This is a genomic window from Pediococcus sp. AC40, assembly GCF_030252485.1.
In the GTDB taxonomy this organism is placed as follows: Bacteria; Bacillota; Bacilli; order Lactobacillales; family Lactobacillaceae; genus Pediococcus; species Pediococcus acidilactici.
Genome location: NZ_CP127012.1, coordinates 1,059,066 through 1,080,616 on the forward strand (window position 1 = coordinate 1,059,066; position 21,551 = coordinate 1,080,616).

Consider the following 21,551-nt stretch of genomic DNA (forward strand, 5'->3'; position numbering starts at 1 on the left):
GAACCACGTAATAATTATTAATCTTTTGCTGTGTTCTTAAAACGGCGCCAATAATTTGCCAGATATTGGGTGGTGAGACTTTGAGGATCTTTAATTAATTCACCAGGCTGACCGGTTGCAACAAGCTTTCCACCATTTTGACCACCAGTAGGGCCTAAATCAATTAAGTAATCCGCATTTACCATTAAATCGAGATCGTGGGTAATCACAATAATGGTTGCCTGTCGATCTAGCAAACGTTGCATGACTTGTAAAAGCACGCGGACGTCTAAAGGATGCAATCCAATGGTTGGTTCGTCAAAAACAAATAGGGTGTTGGCTTGTTGCTGATTAAGATGCTTCACTAGTTTTAAGCGTTGCGCTTCCCCGCCCGATAAGCTAGGAGTATTTTCACCCAAATGTAAGTATCTCAATCCGACTTCCATTAAGTTTTGCAAGTCTTGTTGAATCTTGGGTTCGTCCTTAAAGACGGTAATCGCTGATTTTACGTCCAAGTTTAAAACGTCCACGATCGACAAACCGTGCCATTTAATTTGCTGAATTTCAGGATTGTACCGTTCTCCATGACAAGTTGGGCAGACTTGTTGCATGTCTGGTAAAAACTGAATATCTAAAGTAATGCTTCCCGTCCCACCACAAGTCGGGCAGGCGCCCTGCTTGTTGTTGTAGGAGAAGTAGCTTGCCGTGTACTTTCGTTTTTTTGCTGCAGGTTGGCTAGCATATAGTTTACGTAAATTGTTCATGATATTAGTATACGTGGCAACCGTTGATCGAACACTTTTGCCAATTGGTTCGGCGTTGACGCTGACTACCTTTTTCAACGGGGTTTTTAGCTGCGTTACTTGTTTAGGGAGACTACGTTTTTGGGATTGCGCGGTGATTGCTGGGACTAAACTATCTAGGATTAAACTAGTCTTCCCCGCACCGGAAAAGCCGGTAACCGTGGTAAGCCGGTTGACGGGGATTTCAGCCCGCACATTTTGTAAATTGTAGTAGTCTTTAACGGTAAAATCGATTAATTTAGCAGGGTCCTGATTATTGATCTTCCGGACGTGAATCGTTGCGGTTCCCTTCAAGTAAGGGCCAATCAAGGAATCGGGATCTTCGGCCAATTCTGCTGGAGTGCCTTGATTCAAAATATAGCCGCCTTCCTGACCAGAACCAGGGCCAATTTCAATAATTTGATCAGCAGCGCGGATAACGGCTAAATTATGGTCGACGACCACCAATGAATTTCCTTGATCAACTAATTCCCGAAAGACTTTTAGCAAACCACTGACGTTATCGGGATGCAAACCAATGGAAGGTTCATCCAACACGTATAAGACTCCCGTAGTCTTTGTACGTAAAGTTCGTGCTAATTGGATTCGTTGTAACTCCCCTGTCGAAAGACTATTACCGTTTCTTGAAAGGGTTAGATAATCTAAACCTAGATCGAGTAAAGGACGTAAGTTATGGCTAAATTCGGCAAACAAACTATCCGCCATCTTTTGCATGTCCGCGGGAAGTTCTGCGAGGACCTTTTCCATCCAGGAGTTTAAGTCGCCTAAGGCAAGGTCAGAAACTTCGGCAATGTTTTTTCCGCCGGTCGTCTGCTGCATTAATTCCGGTTTCAACCGGCTTCCGTGACAGACGGGACAAGTCGAATAGTTAAAAAATTGACTTATCCGAGCCTGCGCCCGTTCGCTTTTGCTCGTTTTAGCTGATTCGAGTACGGCCTGATGCGCATTTTCGTATAAAGCGTTAAAATCATGGAAAACCCGGCCGGTTCCCGAACGAAAGTCCATCCGGTATTTTTTCTGGGGACCGTTTAAGATAAAGTCCTTTTCTTTAGCAGTCAATTCTTTGTAAGGCACGTTAATCCGCACACCGGCCTGTTCGGCAACCTTGGGCATAAAGTTTCTTCCTGGAAGATGCCAGGAAGCGACTGCACCATCAGCAACACTAAGGTTAGGATCACCGATTAATTTATCTTCGTCCAGTTGCCGGACTTTTCCAGTCCCCTGACAACGCTCGCAAGCTCCGTCACTATTGAAGGAAAATTGCTCCGCACTAGGGACGTAAAAGGCAACTCCACAAACGGGACAGGTGATTCTACCCATTGCATCACCACTTTCACTCATTGCTTGAGCAATCGCTAAGCTGGGCTTTACTCGGTGACCATTGGGGCAAACGGGCGAACCTAAACGAGAAAAAATTAATCGAATTACGTTTAAGGTCTCGCTCATCGTCCCAACCGTGGCCCTTTCGGACGGAACGCTCGGTCGTTGTCGAAGCGCCAAGGCGGATGGAATATGTTCTACGCTAGTGACGTCCGCCTGTGAGCCTAGTTTAATCCGTCTTCTTGTGTAGGTCGACAGGGCTTCCAAATATCGCCGAGAGCCTTCTTCATAAAGGATTCCCATGGCTAACGAACTCTTCCCGGATCCGGAAAGGCCCGAAATTGCAACAAATTGGTGTAAAGGAATGTCCACGTCAATATTTTTTAAATTATGGACACGTCCTCCGCGAACGTTAATTTGGGTTGGTAAGACTGCTTGATTTTCCATTACTGCTTATGGATCTCCTTTCGAATAACAACATTTTTAAGATAGCCATGGAGTTGTAGGCAATAAGAAAAGTTGAATATTTTTCCGTGAAACCTGCTAACTGCAATTCTATTCTCATTAGATAATAAATTAAAATTGTGTTTGTGATACTTTTTAAAACGACGTTATTTTTTATTAAAAATATGAACTATTTTACGAGTACTAATTTTCAAGCAAGGTCGTAGAGTTTCCTTGTTTACTTTTCTATTGGATTAGTCATGCCTCCGATGCCAATCTTTAATTTGTTTTAACCGCTCTTTAAAGCGACCTTCCTTGCCTTCTTCCGTCGGAATATAATATTCGTTGCCAGCCACTGAAGGCGGCATGGTTTTCATGGTGGTTAGTTTGTCTTTGGCATTGTGTGCTAATTCATATCCGGTTCCGTATCCTAAATCTTTCATTAATTTAGTAGGTGCGTTTCTTAATTGTAGAGGAACTGGGTCGTTGGCAGTTTTTTTAACATCCTTTGCAGCAGCTAAACGAGCCTTGTAAACGGCATTAGATTTAGGTGCTAGTGACAAATAAGTAACGGCTTCCACCAAATGAACGTCACATTCCGGCATTCCTAAAAATTGACAAGCTTGAAAAACGTTAATGGTAATGTTTAGGGCGTTAGGGTCAGCTAATCCTACGTCCTCACTTGCAAAACGAACTAGTCTCCGAGCTATGTAAAGAGGGTCTTCACCACCTTCAAGCATTCGCGAGAGCCAGTAAATTGCAGCGTCAACATCACTATTGCGCATTGATTTATGCAGAGCGGAAATAATATTGTAATGCTCTTCCCCGTTTTTATCATAAAGAACAAACTTGCGACTAATCAATTGGCCTAAATCGTCCTTAGTTATTGTAATAGCCTCACCTTGTTTTTTTCCATTTAGGACCGCCATTTCAAGTATATTCAGCGCTTTTCGGGCATCGCCATCAGCAAAGTTTGCAATGGCATTAATTTGATTTTCTTCAATTTTGATTTTTTGATTATCAAAAGCTTGGGAATTGCTGATCACATTCTGAATTAATTTAACAAGATCCCCTTGTTCTAGAGGTTTAAGAACAAATACTTTACATCTGGATAATAAAGCGGAATTCACTTCAAAAGAAGGATTTTCCGTAGTAGCGCCAATTAAAATAATGCTACCTTTTTCCACATAAGGCAGGAAGGCATCTTGTTGAGACTTATTAAAACGATGAATTTCATCAACAAAGACCAAAGTTTTCTGGCCGATTTCGCGGTCTAATTCAGCTTGTTGCATAATTTTTTTTATTTTACTAATACTACTATCAACTGCACTAAAAGTTAAAAATTTGGAGTTAGTTTTATTAGCAATAATTTGAGCTAAAGTAGTTTTGCCAACCCCAGGTGGTCCCCAAAAAATCATCGAGGAGAGCTGATCATTTTCAATGATTTCACGCAATATCTTACCAGGGCCTAATAGATGCTCCTGACCAACAAATTCGTCTAAATTACTAGGACGTACTCGGTTAGCCAAGGGCGTGTTATTAAATTTGTTTTCGAAAAGTGAACCTTGTCGCATTCGTCAAACATCTCCTCTACTGAATATAGCGCTAAAAATAAATGCTATAATACATTCTAGTCTATAACGTTACGTAACAGTCAAGAGGTGTTTGTATGTTAAAAATTAGTGAAATGGCTAAGCTAGCTGATACTACTCGGCGAACTCTAATTTTTTATGATGAAAAGGATGTCTTCAAGCCAGCACGTAAGACAAGTACAGGCTACCGGTATTACACGTATGATCAGCTGTATGATTTAATGTTTATTCGAGGATTACGCAGTCTAGATATTCCTTTAGATAAGATTAAAAAAATAAAGAACACTAATGAAGCAACTAGTGAGTTATTAGCTACTCAAAAACAAATTGATCAAAAATTAAGCGAATTAATTAAAATTAAGAAAATTATCAATAAACGTCTGGAAAAGAATAACTGCTTGAAATTGGAAAACTTATACCAGCCAATTATTAAAGAACACAATCAATTATTTTTTTGGTGTTCTCCGCAATCGATCAGTTGTACCGCAGAAGAAGTTGCGGAAATGTTTTCTAAATTTTATAAAGAGCTCGATGATTTGGCAGTAGTTAATACTGGAAAATCTGGATTTTTAACAAATTTATCGCTTAAGGATCCTAATGGATACGATGAAGCTTCTTTCAGAATTATTAAGGAAAACGACTTAGCAAAGCGCTCCGCAGTTATGCCGATGATTGAACGGCCTTCGGGGAAGTATGTTTCAATTTGCGTTGAAAATACTCTTAAAGGAATTCATAAGGGACTGAACCAGCTAAAAATCTTTTGTACGCAAAATAATTTAAAAACTAACGAGTATCTCTGGCAAATCAATGCTTCTGATGATTTAGTAGAAAACGGTGCTTCAAAATACGGCTGGTTAGAGTATTCAATTATAAATTAATCATATGTAAAACTTGGTAAAGGGATAGTAATTAATAAAGCCACTCTAAAAATAGTAGTCAAAAGAAAAAAAGCTCCCCAAGAATATTGGATTCTTGAGGAGCTTTTTAAAGTAAACACTAAAAGCTAATTGGTTGTTTTTACTTAATTTAAAACTGGTAACTATATCAAACTTAGAGATAATTTTGTTTTCGTTAAATATACTACTTAGCTTTTAACGCTGATTATTCAAAAGCCTTCATGAGTGGTGGTACCACTTGCTTCTTCCGAGATACAACGCCAGGAAGGTCGGCAGTGTTATGGTCACTTAACTTAACGTCAAAGGCCTTTTCAACCATTTCCTTAGGTTCGCCAACTACTAATAGACGAGAATCGCTTGTCAAAATGTTAGTTGCCAATAGTAAGAACATGTCGTAACCGTTCTTTTGGTTTTCGTCTTCCATTGTCTTAACTAAGGCATCTTCACGAGCGAACACATCGTCCAAATCAACGGTGTTTACTTGGCCAATGCGAACTTTCTTACCGCCCATGTCGAAGCTCTTTGCGTCGCCATCAACTAGTTCAAGTTCACTCTTGCTTGATAAATCAGTACCTGCTTTTAGCATCGCCAAACCGTATTCTTCAACGTTAACGTCAGCAATCTTAGCTAAAGTTTCTACAGCCTTACGGTCGTCATCCGTAGTGGTTGGTGACTTAAGTAAAAGCGTATCGGAAATAATTGCTGAAAGCATTAGTCCAGCAATCTTAGCTGGAATTTCAATCCCTGCTTCTTTAAACATCTTGGTTAAGATGGTGCTTGTGCAACCTACTGGTTCAGCACGATAGAATAGTGGTTGAGCAGTTTCAAAGTTGGCAATCCGGTGGTGATCAACTACGGCCGTTACCGTAACTTGGTCTACATCTTGTGCACTTTGTTGCTTTTCGTTGTGGTCTACTAACATTACAGAGTCCACTTCGTTAGCCACGGTTTCAACCACCCGAGGAGCTGGTTCGTTAAAGTGATTTAAAACGTATTCCGTTTCTGGATTAGGGTTACCTAATGCAACGGCTTCAACGTCCTTTACGCCCATTTGAGTTTGGTAATATGCAAATGCCTTTGCCGCAACAATGGCATCTGTATCAGGGTTAGAATGTCCAAAAATAAGTTGTTTAGTCATTATCTGAATGCTCCTTTAATCTATTATTAGTTATCTCTTCTAATCTTTCAGTATACCCTTTTTTGGCTAAGTATGCCTCAAATTCATTCAAAAAGCTTTCGATTCTCGGAATGCTATCTTTATCTCTTCTAAAGACAAAGTCTAAATCAAACGAAATTACCGGGTCCAACTTAGCCGTAAAGACTCCCTTTTTACGTGGGTGAGCCATTACGTATGATTCTGGCAACGCGGTTACCACGTCGGTCGCGTTCACAAAATGCCGAATCTGGTCGGGAGTGGTAAAGCAAGCGACGCTATGCGGGCGGTTAACTAAGGCATTTTTATAAGCCTCTTTGATTACCCCATCTAAATAGAATTCTTCAGGGTAAGTTACCCAATTGTAGTTGATTGTTTTTTGCAACTTAATCCGCTTTTGACGAGCGATTTTTTCATCATGATGAATAAAAACTAAGCTTTCACTCGTGATTTTGCGGGACTGGTATGGTTTCCAGTTTTTAATACTGTCATCTGGCAAATACATAATTGCTAGATCCACTTTATTATTTTCTAGATTTTCCCAAATTTCTTTTCTAGTCAGCATGTGGACAATGATTTTAATTCCGGGTTCCTTTTGGTAATAGTGCGCAATAAAGTCTTCGAAAATTTGGGTCTCAATCGAGGATAAAATTCCAATTGAAATTTCACCTTGACTTGCATTTGACGACTGTTGAATTTCGTCAGTTGCATTATTCAAGACACGGTTAATTTCATGACTAGCACTTAACATTGTGTATCCGGCATCGGTCAACCGCAATTTTTTCCCTACCGAATAAAATAGCGGCGCTCCAATGGTGTGCTCTAGTTTTTTAATTTGCTGGGTAAGCGCAGGTTGCGTAATCCCTAGAATTTGCGCAGCTTGCGTATAGTTCATCGTATCTGAAAGTTGCAAAAAATATGTCAACGCTTTTGAAGAAAAGATCTTTTCTTGTTTAGTCCGCATGTTCGTACACCTCGAGTTTCATTAAGCTTAATCGTCTAATAATCATTATAATTAAGTTTAATATTACTCCCTGTAAAGAGCAAGGGGTAATCGCTTTATTTCGCTTCGTTGACTGCTGGATCCAATGTTTTCAAGCGCATTGAAAGCGGATTACCCTCGGAGTCAATATCGATCACAAAACTACCGTTGGAATAACGTTCATTTAACGGATGTTCCATCGGCAAAATGTCATGAACTAAGCCGCGGGAAGTTAGAACTTCAAAGGCTTGGTGTTCGTTAACTACCGCAATATCAACCACCCGGTGAGGTTCTTTCTTAAGTTCACGCAAAATTTGTACTCCGCGCCGAGCTCGACTCGTTACGCTAATTTCGCTAACCTTCATCCGCTTGAAGGAACCGCGGTTAGTTATTAAGCCAATCTGGTCTTCATCGTTAACTAGCACAAAGTTAGCTACCTGATCATCCCTCAAGTCCATTGATTTAACGCCGGCAGCCCGGGGTCCTACGGTTGGAATTTCAACTAAGTCGTAGCGTAAACCATAACCGTGTTCACTCGCTAATAGAATGGTTGCTGGAGCAGTTTTAGGATCTACTTGCACAACGTTAACTACCTTAGCACCTTGCTTTTTCAACTTAGCGTAGGTAATGGCTTTTTTACGATAGGTTCGCCCTGGTTTCAAATCTTGCAAAGCAGTTTGCTTAATGTATCCATCGTCCGTCGCGATTAAGAAATTAATTGGTTGTTTAAAGTTTTTGACATCATAGGCCTTTAAGATAATTTCATCGTCAGCTAGCCCAATTGTCTGGGAAACGTGTTCTCCAGTATCTTTCCAACGCGCTTCGGTAATTTCATATACCGGCCGGTAAATCAAATTACCTTTATTGGTAAACATCAACAGATGATCTAAGGTGCTCAATTCATGTTTGAAAACGGGTTGGTCGCCATCTTTAAGGCCATCTTCATCCGCAGACGCTTTATAAGAACGCAAGCTGCTGCGTTTTAGATAACCTGCTTGGCTAACTAACACCATCACTTGTTCTTCCGGTACGGTAACCGTGCGATCAATCTTAATTTCTTCAATTTCGTCCTGAATTTCTGATAAGCGCGGTGTGGCATATTGCTTTTTAACCTTTCGCAATTCTGCTGATAATACCCGTGATAACTTAGCTGGATCGTTAAGAATTTGGTTAAACTCGGCAATTGATTCGTTTAATTGCTGAGCTTCCGTCTTTAGCTCCGTTACGTCGGTATTAGTCAAACGATAAAGTTGCAAGGAAACGATTGATTCGGCTTGCTTTTCACTAAAGTCAAACCGTTCCACCAAGTTGTGCTTAGCATCCTTTTTGTCTTTACTACCCCGGATAGTTTTGATCACTTGATCCAGAATTGAAAGGGCCTTAATCAAGCCGTCAACGATGTGTAAACGGGCCTCTGCCTTTTGCAAATTAAATTGCGTTCGCTTAGTGATTACTTCTTTTTGGAAGTCCACGTAAGCTTGAATGATTGGCTTAAGCCCCATTCGTTCGGGACGTAACTTATTGATTGCGACCATGTTGAAATTATAAGAAACCTGTAAGTCGGTGTTCTTTAATAGATAGTTGAGCACCCCTTGGGCATCAACGTCCTTCTTTAATTCAATCGCGATTGATAGGCCTTCACGGTCGGATTCGTCACGTACTTCAGCAATTCCATCGATCTTTTTCATTACCCGAATTTCATCAATTTTTTTAACTAGTTGCGCTTTATTAACTTCGTAAGGAATTTCCGTAATTCGAATTTGCTGTTTGCTACCGCGCAATTGCTCAATGGCTGTCCGAGAACGGACGACCACTCGGCCGCGACCGGTTTTATAAGCTTGTTTTAAGCCGTCACGTCCTTGGACAATTCCACCAGTGGGAAAATCGGGACCTTTAACAAATTCCATCAATTTTTCTAACGAAGGATCTGGATGTTTGATGGTATATAAAACGGCGTCAATTACTTCCCCAATATTGTGTGGAGGAATTTCCGTCGCGTAACCAGCAGAGATCCCCGTTGCTCCATTCACCAAGAGGTTCGGGAAACGCGCTGGTAGAACGGTGGGTTCGTACTCCGTATCATCGAAATTTAGCACCATGTCGACCGTTTCTTTGTCGATATCTTGCAGCATTTCTTCGGCTGCCTGGCTCAACCGCGCCTCGGTATACCGCATTGCGGCTGGGGGATCATTGTCAATCGAACCATTGTTACCATGCATTTCAATTAACGGCACTCGCAGTTTCCAGTTTTGACTCATGCGGACTAAAGCTTCATAGATGGAACTATCACCATGCGGATGAAAATTACCCATTACGTTACCGACTGATTTAGCCGATTTACGAAAGGCTTTATCATGAGTATTACCATCTTTATTCATTGCAAAGAGGATGCGTCGTTGCACGGGCTTTAAGCCATCGCGAACGTCAGGCAACGCGCGTTCTTGGATGATATATTTAGAATACCGTCCAAAACGGTCGCCCATAATATCTTCAAGTGCTAATTCTTGAATTTTTGATTGATTATCAGCCATTCGGATTCCCCTTTTACTCTAGTTATTTTCTAAATCTAATTTTAATTCTTCAAACGTTTCGTTTTCTTTTCCTTTAGGGGTAGTTGGCTTAGATTCATGTTCAGCTTTAACAGCTTCGTTATCAAGCAAGCTACCATCCTCTTCGAGGGTGAAGGAAACGTTGCTTTCAATCCACTTCCGACGTGGTTCAACCTTATCACCCATTAAAGTGGTTACCCGGCGCTCAGCTAAGGTATCATCGTCAATTCGAACCCGCACTAAGGTTCGGGTATCCGGATTCATGGTGGTTTCCCATAGCTGATCGGCGTTCATTTCACCAAGTCCCTTAAACCGTTGCAAGGAAAAACCGCGGCCCATTTTTTTGCTAACTTCCTCAAGCTCTTCATCGGTCCACGCGTATTCAATCTTGGTCTTTTTATTAGCGCCCTTTTGTAGCTTATAAAGGGGTGGCAAAGCGATGTAAATCTTACCAGCATCGATCATTGGACGCATATATTTATAAAAGAACGTCAACAATAGTGTCTGGATGTGGGCTCCATCGGTATCCGCATCGGTCATGATAATTACTTTGTCATAATTGCTATCTTCAACCTTAAACTCGGGACCTACTCCAGCGCCAATGGTGTAAATGATCGTGTTGATTTCTTCGTTTTTTACGATGTCTTGTAGCTTAGCTTTTTCCGTGTTCAAAACCTTACCACGAAGCGGCAGGATTGCTTGGAATTTACGGTTACGGCCTTGCTTAGCACTACCTCCCGCAGAATCCCCTTCGACAAGGAACAACTCATTTTTCTTAGCGTTTTTGGATTGAGCAGGAGTCAGTTTACCAGATAAAATCCGATCTTGCTTTTTGCGACGTTTGCCGGTTCGGGATTCGTCCCGTGCTTTTCGCGCAGCCACGCGCGCATCACGAGCATTGATTGCTTTACGAACTAGTTGTTGAGCAAATTCCCCATTTTCCATCAAGAAGAAGCCCAGTTGTTCACTAACCACGGCTTCAACAATTGGACGAGCTTCAGGAGTTCCCAATTTTTCTTTGGTTTGACCTTCAAACTCAAGTAATTCTTCAGGAACCCGAATTGAAATCACTGCCGACAAACCTTCTCGAACATCAGAGCCTTCCAAGTTTTTATCTTTTTCCTTTAAAAGTCCGACTTTTCGAGCAAATTCGTTGAAGGCCTTGGTCCAACCCGAACGCATCCCTACTTCGTGGGTTCCGCCATCCTTAGTCCGGACGTTATTAACGAATGACAACACGGTTTCGGAGTAACCATCGTTATATTGTCCAGCAATTTCAACTTCAATGCCGTGTTTAGAACCGTCGAAGTACATGATGTTTCCCAGAGTATCCTTATCTTCGTTAAGGTATTCTACGAACTCCTTAATCCCTTCTTCATAAAGATATTCTTCAGCTTGCTCATGTCCCGCACGTTCATCAGTAAGGGTAATCTTAACCCCCTTTAGTAAGAAGGCAGATTCACGTAGTCGAACCGCTAAGGTATTAAAGTTAAAAACCGTCGTGGTAAAAATCGTCGGATCCGGTTTGAAAGTTACCGTCGTCCCGTTAGATTCTTTGGTTTTTCCCACTTTTTTTAGCGTTCCGACCGGATGTCCGCCATTCACGAAGTTTTCTTCGTATTTCATTTTGTCCCGAACGATTTCCACCGTTAGTTTTTCAGACAATGCGTTTACCACGCTTGCCCCCACTCCGTGCAATCCGCCCGAAGTCTTATAACCGCCTTGACCGAATTTTCCTCCGGCGTGTAAAACGGTAAAGATTACTTCGGCAGTCGGTTTGCCAGACTTATGCATTCCAACTGGCATTCCGCGTCCGTGGTCCACGACCGTAATACTGTTATCTGGGCGGATTGTGACATTAATTTCTTTTCCGTACCCAGCTAACGCTTCATCGACTGCATTATCAACAATTTCATAAACGAGATGATGTAATCCGCGTCCATCAGTGGATCCGATGTACATTCCGGGGCGTTTTCGAACGGCTTCAAGCCCTTCAAGCACCTGGATGGAAGAATCATCATATGTTGTTTTACTTGTTTTTGCCATTCACGTTACTCCTTTAAGGTCAGTACTATTATCATAACTTATTTTTAATCTGATGAAAACATTTCGATAAATGTTATAATACTGCATTGTGACTGAAATTTTATCACTGTTAAAAACCGTGCTAAAATTTATTGAAACTTAAATTATTAATTAGAAAAGAGGAAGTCCCATGTTAAAGATTTTAATCATGTTGGTGATTGCCTACTTATTGGGCTCGATTCCCTCGGGAGTGTTGGTCGCCAAACATTTTAACAAAGATTTACATAAAGAAGGTAGCGGAAACACCGGGACAACCAATACGTTTCGGGTTCTCGGCGTTAAACCTGGATTACTAGTTTTGTTAATGGACCTTTTAAAAGGAACTTTAGCCACGTTACAACCCATCGTTTTTCATGTTACCACGGTTAACCCCCTCATTATTGGCTTAGCGGCCATTTTAGGGCACACCTTTTCCGTTTTTGACGAATTTCGTGGTGGTAAAGCGGTAGCCACTAGTGCGGGAATGCTGTTAGCGTACAACCCCAGCTACTTCATCATTGCTTGCTGTCTATTTGTTGGTTTCATCTACATTTCCAGCATGGTTAGTTTTTCGAGCATCGTTTCGGCAATCTTACTCGTTATTATTTCGTTTTTCTACCATGATTGGGTGCTTTCAGTAGTGGCCATTGGGCTAACTAGTTTTATTATTTATCGTCATCGTTCGAACATCAGTCGAATCTTGAGCGGAAATGAGAACCTGGTTCCCTTTGGGATCTATTACCGTCTCAAGCATAAAGGCTAAACTAAAAACCCTTGAAACTTATCTTAGTTTCAGGGGTTTTGTTTTTTAGAAGAATGAAATTGTGAAGCTTTGGTTAAACGTCTCTCCAGCCGCTAATTGGTTCATTCCTAATTTTTCACTCAATTCGCCATTAAAGTCTACGGTATCCGCAATCCCCCACCAAGGTTCCAAACAAACGAAGTTTCCTTCAGCAGGATATGGGGACCAAATTCCCAGATAAGGCGCATCTTCCACCGTAAGGGCGACCCCATGGTCATTAACACTATTTTCTAGCATTACGGTCGTTGACTTTCGTTGAAGGTCAAGAATTAATGCATCTTCAGCGAAGAGCTCGTGACTTAACGCAATTGGCTGCGTAGCATCAAGATCCTGCAAATGTTTTGGATCTGTGTAAGGTGCTTGTAACGGAATTTGATTGAAAACTTTTTTAGGAGCAATCCGCATTTGACTTTCCGCCATCCCGATCCTTGGGTCACCTAGGTTAAGGTTAAATCCCGGGTGACCACCGATTGCAAACCAGAGACCGTCCTTTTCAGCCGGATTATGAACTTCGTAACGTTCGGTTAGTTCGTGGTCGTGTAGTTCAAAATGCAACCGTAAATCAAAATCAAACGGGAATTTTTCGCGCGTTTCCGCGTTACTCTTTAATTCCATTACCACTTGTTCGTCACTTGCTGAAATCACCGTAAAGCGCATGTCGCGAGCAAAACCGTGTTGCCCCATTGGATAACGCATGCCGTTAACCTTAAATTGATCGTCTTTTAAGCGACCCACGAACGGAAAGAGAACGGGAGCATGTCTCCCCCAGATTTGGGGATCGGCTTGCCAAACGTACTCAATTTGGTCGTCGTTAGACTTAACGCTGGTTAGCTCCGCGCCTAATTCATCAATTGTGACCGTTAAAAATTTATTTTTTAAAACTGCCGCCATAAAAATTGCCTCCTACAAGATAAACTCGCTCAAGTCTTTGTTACCCGCGATGCTACCAATCTTACTATCAACGTATTTTTCGGTAATGGTTACTTCGCCCATTTCCATCGATGGTCCTTCAAAGAGGATGTCTTCCAATAGTTTTTCTAGAATAGTATGCAAACGCCGCGCACCAATGTTTTCCGTTTCATGGTTAACTTGTTCAGCAATCTCGGCAATTCGTTCAATTGCTTCGATAGTAAAGGTAACTTTCACGTTATCCGTGCCAATTAGGGCAATGTATTGCTTAACCAATGCATTCTTTGGTTCGGTAAGGATCTTGACAAAGTCGTCCTTCGAAAGGTCGTTTAGTTCAACCCGAATTGGGAAACGACCCTGCAATTCAGCAATTAAATCGCTAGGCTTGCTTTCGTGAAACGCACCCGAACCGATGAAGAGGATGTGGCTGGTGTCTACCAAACCATACTTAGTGTTAACTTGAGACCCTTCTACAATTGGTAAAATGTCTCGTTGCACCCCTTGCCGGGACACGTCGCTAGAAGTGTTTTGTGCTGAACCAGTGATCTTATCAATTTCATCAATGAAGATAATTCCGGTGTTTTCCGCCCGTTGGATTGCATTATGATACAGATCCCCATGGTTAACTAATTTGTCGGACTCTTCTTTAATTAGAATTTCACGAGCTTCCCGCACGGGTACCGTTCGACTAATTTTCTTCTTTGGTAAGAGCCCGCTCAACGATTCGTTAAGATCGATGCCCATTTGGTTCATCATATTGTTATTATTATTTTGCTTAGGATCGTCCATTTCAATGGTGACCATCTCGTTTTCGAGGAGTCCCTTAGCTAACTTGCTTGCCGTGTCCATCCGCTTTTCCTTGATGTCATCCGGCACATTTTGTCCACTTGGTTGAAAACCAGTTGGTGTCTTTCCCTGTTGCATTTGCGTAAACATGTTCATCATGTTTTGGAAGTCTACCGCTGAATTCTGCTTAGGATCTTCTGGCACCGGTACAAGCAATTCGACAATGCGGTGATCCGCATTCTTAGCTGCTTCCATCCGGACATCCTTAAAGGCCCGTTCTTCTTCTAAATGCACGGCATTTTCAACTAAGTCACGCACCATCGACTCAACGTCCCGTCCGACGTAACCAACTTCGGTAAACTTAGTTGCTTCGACCTTCACAAAGGGAGCGTTAACGATTTTGGCCAACCGCCGGGCAATTTCAGTTTTGCCGACCCCGGTTGGTCCAATCATTAGTAGGTTCTTGGGGGTGATGTCTTCTTGCATGTCGGCAGAAAGCTGAAGCCGCCGGTAACGATTCCGTAAAGCAACCGCAACGGCACGCTTAGCTGATTTTTGACCAATTACAAATTCGTCTAATTGGTTAACAATCTCTTGCGGGGTTAGGTTCTCTTTTAACATTGCTTACTTGTCCTCCTTGAAATCTAAGGCGATTACGTTGTGGTTAGTGAAAATATCGATATCTCCGGCAACGTTGATTGCGGTTTTAGCAATTTCCTTAGCGGTCATATCCTTGGCGTGTTGTTTTAAAGCCTTAGCAGCTGCTAAAGCAAAGTTTCCGCCTGAACCAATGGCTAAAATTCCATCGTCCGGAGCGATTACTTCCCCACTTCCAGAAACCAAGTACATTTCCTTTTGGTCCATTACGATCAACATGGCTTCCAGCTTTTGTAACTGTTGGTCGCCCCGCCAGATCTTTGCCAGTTCGACGGAAGCGCGTTGTAAATTTCCGCTATATTCGGATAATTTCTTTTCAAATTTTTCTTCCAGGTTGAAAGCATCGGCTACACTGCCTGCAAAGCCCACGATGACTTTTCCATCGTAAATTCTGCGAACTTTTCGTGCAGTGCCCTTCATGATGAATTTTTCACCCATGGTAACCTGACCATCACCGGCCATGGCGTTTTCCCCATTGTGATTAATGGCAATTATGGTTGTTGCGTCAAATTTTACTGGCATAATGTTCTCCTTCATTAAGATTAAGACTTAGTCGAGCGCGGAAAGAACTTCCGATAGCTCTCTTGTAATTTTTCTTTTGTAACGTGCGTATAAATTTGGGTTGTTGAGAGGCTAGCGTGCCCTAGTAGTTCCTGAACGGTTCGTAAATCTGCACCATTGTTTAACATAGCGGTTGCAAAACTATGACGGAGCATATGCGGATGAATTTTTCCGTTCAAACTACTGTTCTTGATAATTTGGTTTAAAACATATTCCACCCCAGCCACGGTAATCGGCTGTCCATAATGGTTAACAAACACGTATTGATGAGTTTGGTGATACTTTTCCAATAGACTGGTCCACTCGTTTTGGCGGTAATCCTCTAATGCATGCTTAGCATAACGACCGAAGGGCACGTAACGTTCCTTATTTCCCTTTCCTAAAACCAGGATGGTCTGCATAGAAAAGTCAATATCCGTCCAGCGTAAATTAGTACATTCACTAACCCGCATCCCGGTTCCGTAAAGTACCTCTAACAAAGCAGCGTTACGTAAATGCAAGGGACCTTGATCTTGATAAACCGTATCAAAAAGCTGGTTCATCTCTTTTTCATAGAAAAAACGCGGAAGGTGGTCAGCGTGCTTTTTTAATTGCACAAATTCAAAAGGGTTTTTGGCAATCACGTCATTTTTTATCAAAAAACGATAAAAAGCACGTAAAGACGAGACTTTTCGTGAGATTGAGGTTCTTTTTAAATTTTGGTCAAAGAGGTAACTCATGAAGACGTTCGCGTCAAAACGGTCCACTGCTAAAAGCTCCGATTTATTTCCGGTAGTCTGAAGAAACTTTTGAAATTCTTGCAAGTCTTCCAGATAAGCTGTAACCGTTTTATCAGAATACTGCCGCTCCACGGTTAAATACCTTTTAAATTGCTCTATCCAGTCCATAAAAAAACCTCCAACAATTGACACTGTAGCAAATTGTGGAGGGAAACTCAATTTATTTATTGTTTTTTAAGCTATTTTTGAGGTTCTTCCTCGTAGTCATGATTTGGACAAACGATTTGTTTACCGCCCTTAATTTTCTTTTCAATTAAGAAGCTGTGACATACGGGACACTCCCGCGCAATTGGCTTGTCCCAAGAGACAAATTCACAATCTGGGTAACGCGAGCAACCGTAGAATACGCGTCCACGCTTGGATTTGCGTTCGATAATCTGTCCTTTATGGCATTGTGGACAGGTTACCCCAATTTCCTTAACAATTGCCTGGGTGTTACGACAGTCAGGGAACCGGCTACAAGCAAAGAATTTACCATAGCGGCCCATTTTAACTACCATTGGTGCCCCACAGATCTCACAGTTAAAGCCGGCTGGTTCGTCTTTAATTTGAATCTTTTCAATTTGCCCCTGGGCTTTTTCTAATTCTTTAGCAAACGGCTTGTAATACCGGTCAACTACCTTAATCCAATTTTCTTTACCCTCTTCAATGGAATCAAGGTCTTTTTCTAAGCCAGCGGTAAAATCAATGTTAACGATGTCCGGGAAGAAGTCGTAAATGATCTCGTTGACAATTTCTCCTAGCTCCGTTGGTTCGAAACGCCGGGAGACTAACTTAACGTAGTAGCGACGTTGAATCGTATCCAGGGTTGGTGCATAGGTAGATGGACGACCGACGCCGTTTTCTTCCAAAGCCTTGATCAAAGCGGCTTCAGTATAGCGGGCTGGTGGCTGAGTAAAGTGTTGGTTTGGATTATTATTAACTAGCTTAACTTGATCGCCTTCGGCAAGGTTTGGCAGCACGTTATCCTTGTCCTTATTAGTTTTATACACCTTTGTGAACCCTTCAAACTTGGTCTTCGAACCGTTTGCCCGGTACTGGACGTCGTTTTGTTCAATTGTAACGGTCATCGTATCGGAAACTTCGGGCGTCATTTGACTTGCAACAAACCGGGCCCAAATTAGTTTATAAAGCTTAAATTGGTCGTTATTAAGGTACTCTTTAATTTGTTCCGGCGTCCGCTTAACCGAAGAAGGACGGATCGCTTCGTGGGCGTCTTGCGCCCCTTCCGGCATCTTCCCCTTCCGTGGCTTAGTAGCCGCGTATTCTGCACCGTATTGATCATGAATAAATAAGGAAGTTTCGTGCTTAGCAACTTCTGAAATTCGGGTCGAGTCCGTCCGCATATAGGTGATCAGCCCAACCGTTCCTTCTTTACCAATGTTAATTCCTTCATAAAGCTGTTGAGCAGTCATCATGGTTTTACGAGTCCGGAAATTAAGGGTTTTATTAGCCTCTTGTTGCATAGAACTCGTGGTAAACGCCGCTGCTGGGTACCGCTTCCGTTCACGCCGTTTAACTTCCGTAATGTCAAAGTCGCCTTTAGGGTCAATGTTCTTTAGGACTTCTTGAACCTTTTCATTATTTGGTAACTTCATTTTTTTATGGTGCATACCATAAAAACTAGCCTTAAACTTTGAACGGCCCTTTTTAAATTCAGAATCAATTGACCAGTACTCTTCGGGTTTAAAGGCGTCGATTTCTTTTTCACGTTTAATGATTAAGCTTAACGCGATGGATTGCACTCGACCCGCACTGAGGCCCTTTTTAACTTTTTGCCAGAGCAATGGTGAAATTGAATACCCCACTAACCGGTCTAAAATCCGGCGCGCTTGTTGGGCATCAACCAAAGTAGTGTCAATGCTGCGCGGGGTTTTAAAGGCGTTTTTAACCGCGTCTTTAGTAATTTCGTTAAATACCACCCGATTCTTATCTTTCGGATCTAGTCCTAATAGGTAGGAAAGGTGCCACGCAATTGCTTCTCCTTCCCGGTCCGGGTCAGAAGCAAGGTAAACTTTTTTAGCTTTTTTGGCTTCTTTACGTAAATTTTTAATGGTGTCACCCTTACCGCGGATCGAAATGTAGTGGGGCTCGTAGTCGTTTTCAATATCGACTCCCATTTTACTTTTCGGTAGATCCCGGATGTGGCCTAAACTAGCCACGACTTTATAAGAGCGACCCAAGTATTTTTCAATGGTTTTTGCCTTAGAAGGTGATTCTACGATCACCAAGTTTTTTTTAGTAGTCGGCATTTGTTGCTCCTTTGCCTTAAATTAGAATTTATAGTCACCATGTTATTGCATTAGAATCTAAATTGTCAAATAGCGGGTACCACCCTAAGCGATTGACGTAGTCTCTGATAGCCACTGTTATAACGGTGCTAACCAAGTTTACATATTAGCACGACTTTTTTAAAATGTATATTTATCTTTGTAAACCAACCTCTTCAAGAACGTCATTTAAAGAGATTAATGGGCGTGCTCCCGCAGCAATTAGCTCGTTGGTTCCCCGACTATTTTCGCTAAAAATACTCCCGGGCACCGCTAAAACGTTGCGATTTTCCCCTAAAGCAAGGCTGGCAGTAATTAAACTGCCTGATTTTTGTTTCGCTTCGATAATACAAGTGGCCTGAGCTAAGCCAGCAATAATCCGATTGCGTTCCACAAAGTGATGACGCAGCGGGCGTGCTCCCTGAGCATACTCACTGAGCAACAGCCCGGTTTGTTGGACCTGGTCTTGTAAAATCGCGTTTTGCTTAGGATAAGTAACGTCTAAGCCGTTACCAATTACCGCAATTGTTTTCCCAGCTCCGTCCACGGTAGCTTGGTGAGTCATCGCATCAACACCGCGAGCCAAACCACTAACGGTAACTAACTGGTGTTCAAGCAAACCAGGAACCAGTTTTTTAACCGTCGCCATTCCGTAACGGGTCATGTTTCGAGCACCCACAATCGCAATCATTCGCGGTTCTTGGAGTAAATCTAGCCGGCCCCGGTAAAACAATACGGTGGGCGGACAATAAATCTCACGTAAAATGTCGGGATATGCTGGATCCGCAATCGTTAGGATTCCCCCGTTTTGCTCATTTTCATGAATCTTACGCTTTAATTTTGAACTATGCAAATAGTTAACTAAATCACTTCGCTGTTCGTCGGCAATTAACGGGCTTGTGTGTACCCATTCAGATATCGATAGCTCTGGCTGGTCGCGGACCGTTTGATAAATTTGAGATTGCTTTTTAATGCCAAAAGTAGTGCCGATTTTAATGCGAATTAAAAAATCACGAAGTTCCATTCTTTCACCTCGAATGTACAATACGTGATTTTAGTGAATAATATTTTATTGTCGAACAAATTCTGGAACCGGTTCAAAAGTCAACCGATGTAGCGGGGTAACTCCTAACTCCTTTAAACCTTCCAGATGCTGCTTGGTTCCGTAACCCACGTTTTGATCGAAACCGTAGCCGGGATAAACTTTATTGTACGAGCGCATGAGGTGATCCCGGTAGACTTTGGCCACAATTGAAGCTGCCGCAATGCTAATACTCTTAGCATCCCCTTTATACATCACCGTCTTAGGAATACTCGTAGGAACCTGAACTGCATCAATTAACAAGTGTTCCGGCGTTACATTTAAATGGCTAATCGCGTCGTTCATCGCCGCTTTGGTGGCGTTCAAAATTCCCATTTGATCAATTTGCTGGTTAGAACGCACCCCGATACCAACACTAACTGCTTCAGATAGAATTTGGGCGTACAGAGATTCCCTAAGCTTTAAGGACAACTGTTTGGAGTCGTTAACTTCTACCAAATCAAAATGGTTGTCTAGGACCACTGCCGCCGTCACCACTGGTCCAGCTAAGCATCCGCGGCCTACTTCATCAATCCCAGCCACAAACTGTTTGCCGGACTGCCATAACTCATTTTCCAAGGAAAACCGCTTTTGAAAGGCGAGGCGTTGTTCAGCCACTTTTTGGAGCGCCTTTTCCTTTTGCCGTAATAGTTTTTGCACTCCGGCACGGCTATCATCAGCTAGATCCAAAAAGTAAGGATCATTAACGTCTTGAACGGTTACTAAGCGTTCCTTAATTTCTTTAATCGTCGCCACGGTCGTTAAGCTCCTCCACAAAATCTAAGTTAAAACGACCTAATTTGCCCTTCCGAGCATCCAACAAGATTCGTTGGCTAGCACGATCATAGTCGTCTCGCATTCCTAATTTCTGGGTGATTAATAGTAAAAGTTCTGGCAAAGGCTGATCAAAGTCTTCATCCGTTAAATGATACCGCTCCATTAAACCGTTACGGTATTTTTCACTAAAAATCTGCAAGCCAAATAATGCCACATCGTCATTGGCGTAGAGGTTGTCCTTAATTGCCCCAGTAAATGCTAACTTACTGCCAACCGACTGGTCTTCAAACTTCGGCCATAAAATTCCGGGGGTATCTAATAGGTACAAACCTTGCCGTGACTTAAGCCATTGTTGTTTTTTAGTAACGCCAGGACGGTCCCCAGTAATGGCAACTTTTTTGTTAACCAGATGGTTTAGCAAGGTCGATTTTCCTACATTAGGGATTCCGATACACATCGATTTAATCTCAGTCTTCTTAATTCCCCGACTTTCCCAGTTTTCGAGCTTATCCGCTAAAATTGCGCGGGTATGTTTTAGGATAATTTTTTCCGTTGAAGGCTCTTTAGAGTTCAACGCCACGGCATGGTCGCCATTTTTGCGGAAGTACTCTAACCACCGCTGGGTCTCTTGAGGATCGGCCAAGTCCGCCTTGGTTAAAATTAGTAAATGCGGCTTATCCTTAATAACCGACTCAATCATCGGATTGCGTGACGAAACTGGAATCCGCGCGTCGACCAGTTCAAAAACAACGTCAACGAGCTTTAATTTTTCCTCAACTTGCCGAATGGCTTTGGCCATGTGGCCCGGATACCATTGTATAATAGGCATATTCTCTAACTCCTTTTATATCAAGGCTTTAAACACCTTGTTTGTTTTATTTTTTTGAAAATTGGGCAAAAATTGGGCAATCCGGTTTTAAACCGTTAAATTAGCCCTCTCAAACTTGCTGATTAGCATTGCTTAGATTAGCTAAACATTATTGTATCAGCAACCTTTTACTACATTTAAAAACACTAATACGTTCACTGTATAATAGGTATATTTTCTAAACCCTTTTATATCAAGGTACTAAGCCCTATTCTTATTTATTTTCTTGGAAAATTGGGCAAAAATTGGGCAAATTTGTCTAAAAAAAATAACCTAACT

General features: G+C 42.0%; 16 protein-coding genes. 2 read left to right on the plus strand and 14 right to left on the minus strand.

From position 1 onward, the window contains the following. Positions 1 to 17: 17 nt before the first annotated feature. Together NL111_RS05120 and NL111_RS05125 are read right to left on the minus strand one after the other, a co-directional pair. Complete coding sequence (locus NL111_RS05120) at positions 18 to 2,549, minus strand: ATP-binding cassette domain-containing protein (protein ID WP_285109976.1); 2,532 nt, start codon at positions 2,547 to 2,549, stop codon at positions 18 to 20. 251 nt (positions 2,550 to 2,800) lie between these two features. Then, positions 2,801 to 4,120 carry a replication-associated recombination protein A gene (locus tag NL111_RS05125; protein ID WP_128737045.1) on the minus strand — a complete coding sequence of 440 codons (1,320 nt, stop codon included), beginning with the start codon at positions 4,118 to 4,120 and terminating at the stop codon, positions 2,801 to 2,803. A gap of 95 nt (positions 4,121 to 4,215) precedes the next feature. Between NL111_RS05125 and NL111_RS05130 the strand changes: the two genes are divergently transcribed. Then, complete coding sequence (locus tag NL111_RS05130) at positions 4,216 to 5,016, plus strand: MerR family transcriptional regulator (RefSeq protein ID WP_119178901.1); 801 nt, start codon at positions 4,216 to 4,218, stop codon at positions 5,014 to 5,016. A 223-nt stretch (positions 5,017 to 5,239) separates the two neighbouring features. Here the strand turns inward: NL111_RS05130 and NL111_RS05135 are convergent, their stop codons facing one another. From NL111_RS05135 to parE, 4 genes are all read right to left on the minus strand, one after another. Continuing rightward, positions 5,240 to 6,172 (minus strand): manganese-dependent inorganic pyrophosphatase, encoded by a 933-nt coding sequence (locus tag NL111_RS05135; RefSeq protein ID WP_005916961.1) that lies wholly within the window; start codon positions 6,170 to 6,172, stop codon positions 5,240 to 5,242. Next, entirely contained in the window at positions 6,165 to 7,151 is a 987-nt protein-coding gene (locus NL111_RS05140; RefSeq protein ID WP_002831679.1) for a LysR family transcriptional regulator, read from the minus strand. Before NL111_RS05140 ends, NL111_RS05135 begins: the two co-directional genes overlap by 8 nt. 95 nt (positions 7,152 to 7,246) lie before the next feature. Next, a complete protein-coding gene (parC, locus tag NL111_RS05145; RefSeq protein WP_002831680.1) occupies positions 7,247 to 9,700 on the minus strand; it encodes a DNA topoisomerase IV subunit A in 2,454 nt (817 codons plus the stop codon). 18 nt (positions 9,701 to 9,718) lie between these two features. Beyond that, entirely contained in the window at positions 9,719 to 11,764 is a 2,046-nt protein-coding gene (parE, locus tag NL111_RS05150; RefSeq protein WP_002831683.1) for a DNA topoisomerase IV subunit B, read from the minus strand. Positions 11,765 to 11,933: 169 nt separating this feature from the next. Here parE and plsY point away from each other — a divergent pair, with 169 nt between their 5' ends. Beyond that, positions 11,934 to 12,545, plus strand: a complete 612-nt coding sequence (gene plsY, locus NL111_RS05155) for a glycerol-3-phosphate 1-O-acyltransferase PlsY (RefSeq protein ID WP_002831684.1) — start codon at positions 11,934 to 11,936, stop codon at positions 12,543 to 12,545. A gap of 45 nt (positions 12,546 to 12,590) precedes the next feature. Here the strand turns inward: plsY and NL111_RS05160 are convergent, their stop codons facing one another. From NL111_RS05160 to ylqF, 8 genes are all read right to left on the minus strand, one after another. Beyond that, entirely contained in the window at positions 12,591 to 13,475 is an 885-nt protein-coding gene (locus NL111_RS05160; protein WP_285109978.1) for an aldose 1-epimerase family protein, read from the minus strand. A 12-nt stretch (positions 13,476 to 13,487) separates the two neighbouring features. Then, the gene (gene hslU / locus NL111_RS05165) at positions 13,488 to 14,900 is read right to left on the minus strand and encodes an ATP-dependent protease ATPase subunit HslU (RefSeq protein ID WP_285109979.1); all 1,413 of its coding nucleotides are present in this window, start codon (positions 14,898 to 14,900) and stop codon (positions 13,488 to 13,490) included. Positions 14,901 to 14,903: 3 nt separating this feature from the next. Next, positions 14,904 to 15,458 carry an ATP-dependent protease subunit HslV gene (gene hslV, locus NL111_RS05170; protein WP_002831687.1) on the minus strand — a complete coding sequence of 185 codons (555 nt, stop codon included), beginning with the start codon at positions 15,456 to 15,458 and terminating at the stop codon, positions 14,904 to 14,906. A 20-nt stretch (positions 15,459 to 15,478) separates the two neighbouring features. After that, positions 15,479 to 16,384 carry a tyrosine recombinase XerC gene (gene xerC / locus NL111_RS05175; RefSeq protein WP_285109980.1) on the minus strand — a complete coding sequence of 302 codons (906 nt, stop codon included), beginning with the start codon at positions 16,382 to 16,384 and terminating at the stop codon, positions 15,479 to 15,481. A gap of 71 nt (positions 16,385 to 16,455) precedes the next feature. Next, a complete protein-coding gene (gene topA, locus NL111_RS05180; protein WP_002831689.1) occupies positions 16,456 to 18,528 on the minus strand; it encodes a type I DNA topoisomerase in 2,073 nt (690 codons plus the stop codon). 172 nt (positions 18,529 to 18,700) lie between these two features. Beyond that, a complete protein-coding gene (gene dprA, locus NL111_RS05185; protein ID WP_128688422.1) occupies positions 18,701 to 19,570 on the minus strand; it encodes a DNA-processing protein DprA in 870 nt (289 codons plus the stop codon). A 45-nt stretch (positions 19,571 to 19,615) separates the two neighbouring features. Next, entirely contained in the window at positions 19,616 to 20,383 is a 768-nt protein-coding gene (gene rnhB / locus NL111_RS05190) for a ribonuclease HII (protein ID WP_128688423.1), read from the minus strand. Then, positions 20,370 to 21,233 carry a ribosome biogenesis GTPase YlqF gene (gene ylqF, locus NL111_RS05195; RefSeq protein ID WP_002831694.1) on the minus strand — a complete coding sequence of 288 codons (864 nt, stop codon included), beginning with the start codon at positions 21,231 to 21,233 and terminating at the stop codon, positions 20,370 to 20,372. Before ylqF ends, rnhB begins: the two co-directional genes overlap by 14 nt. Positions 21,234 to 21,551: the final 318 nt, after the last annotated feature.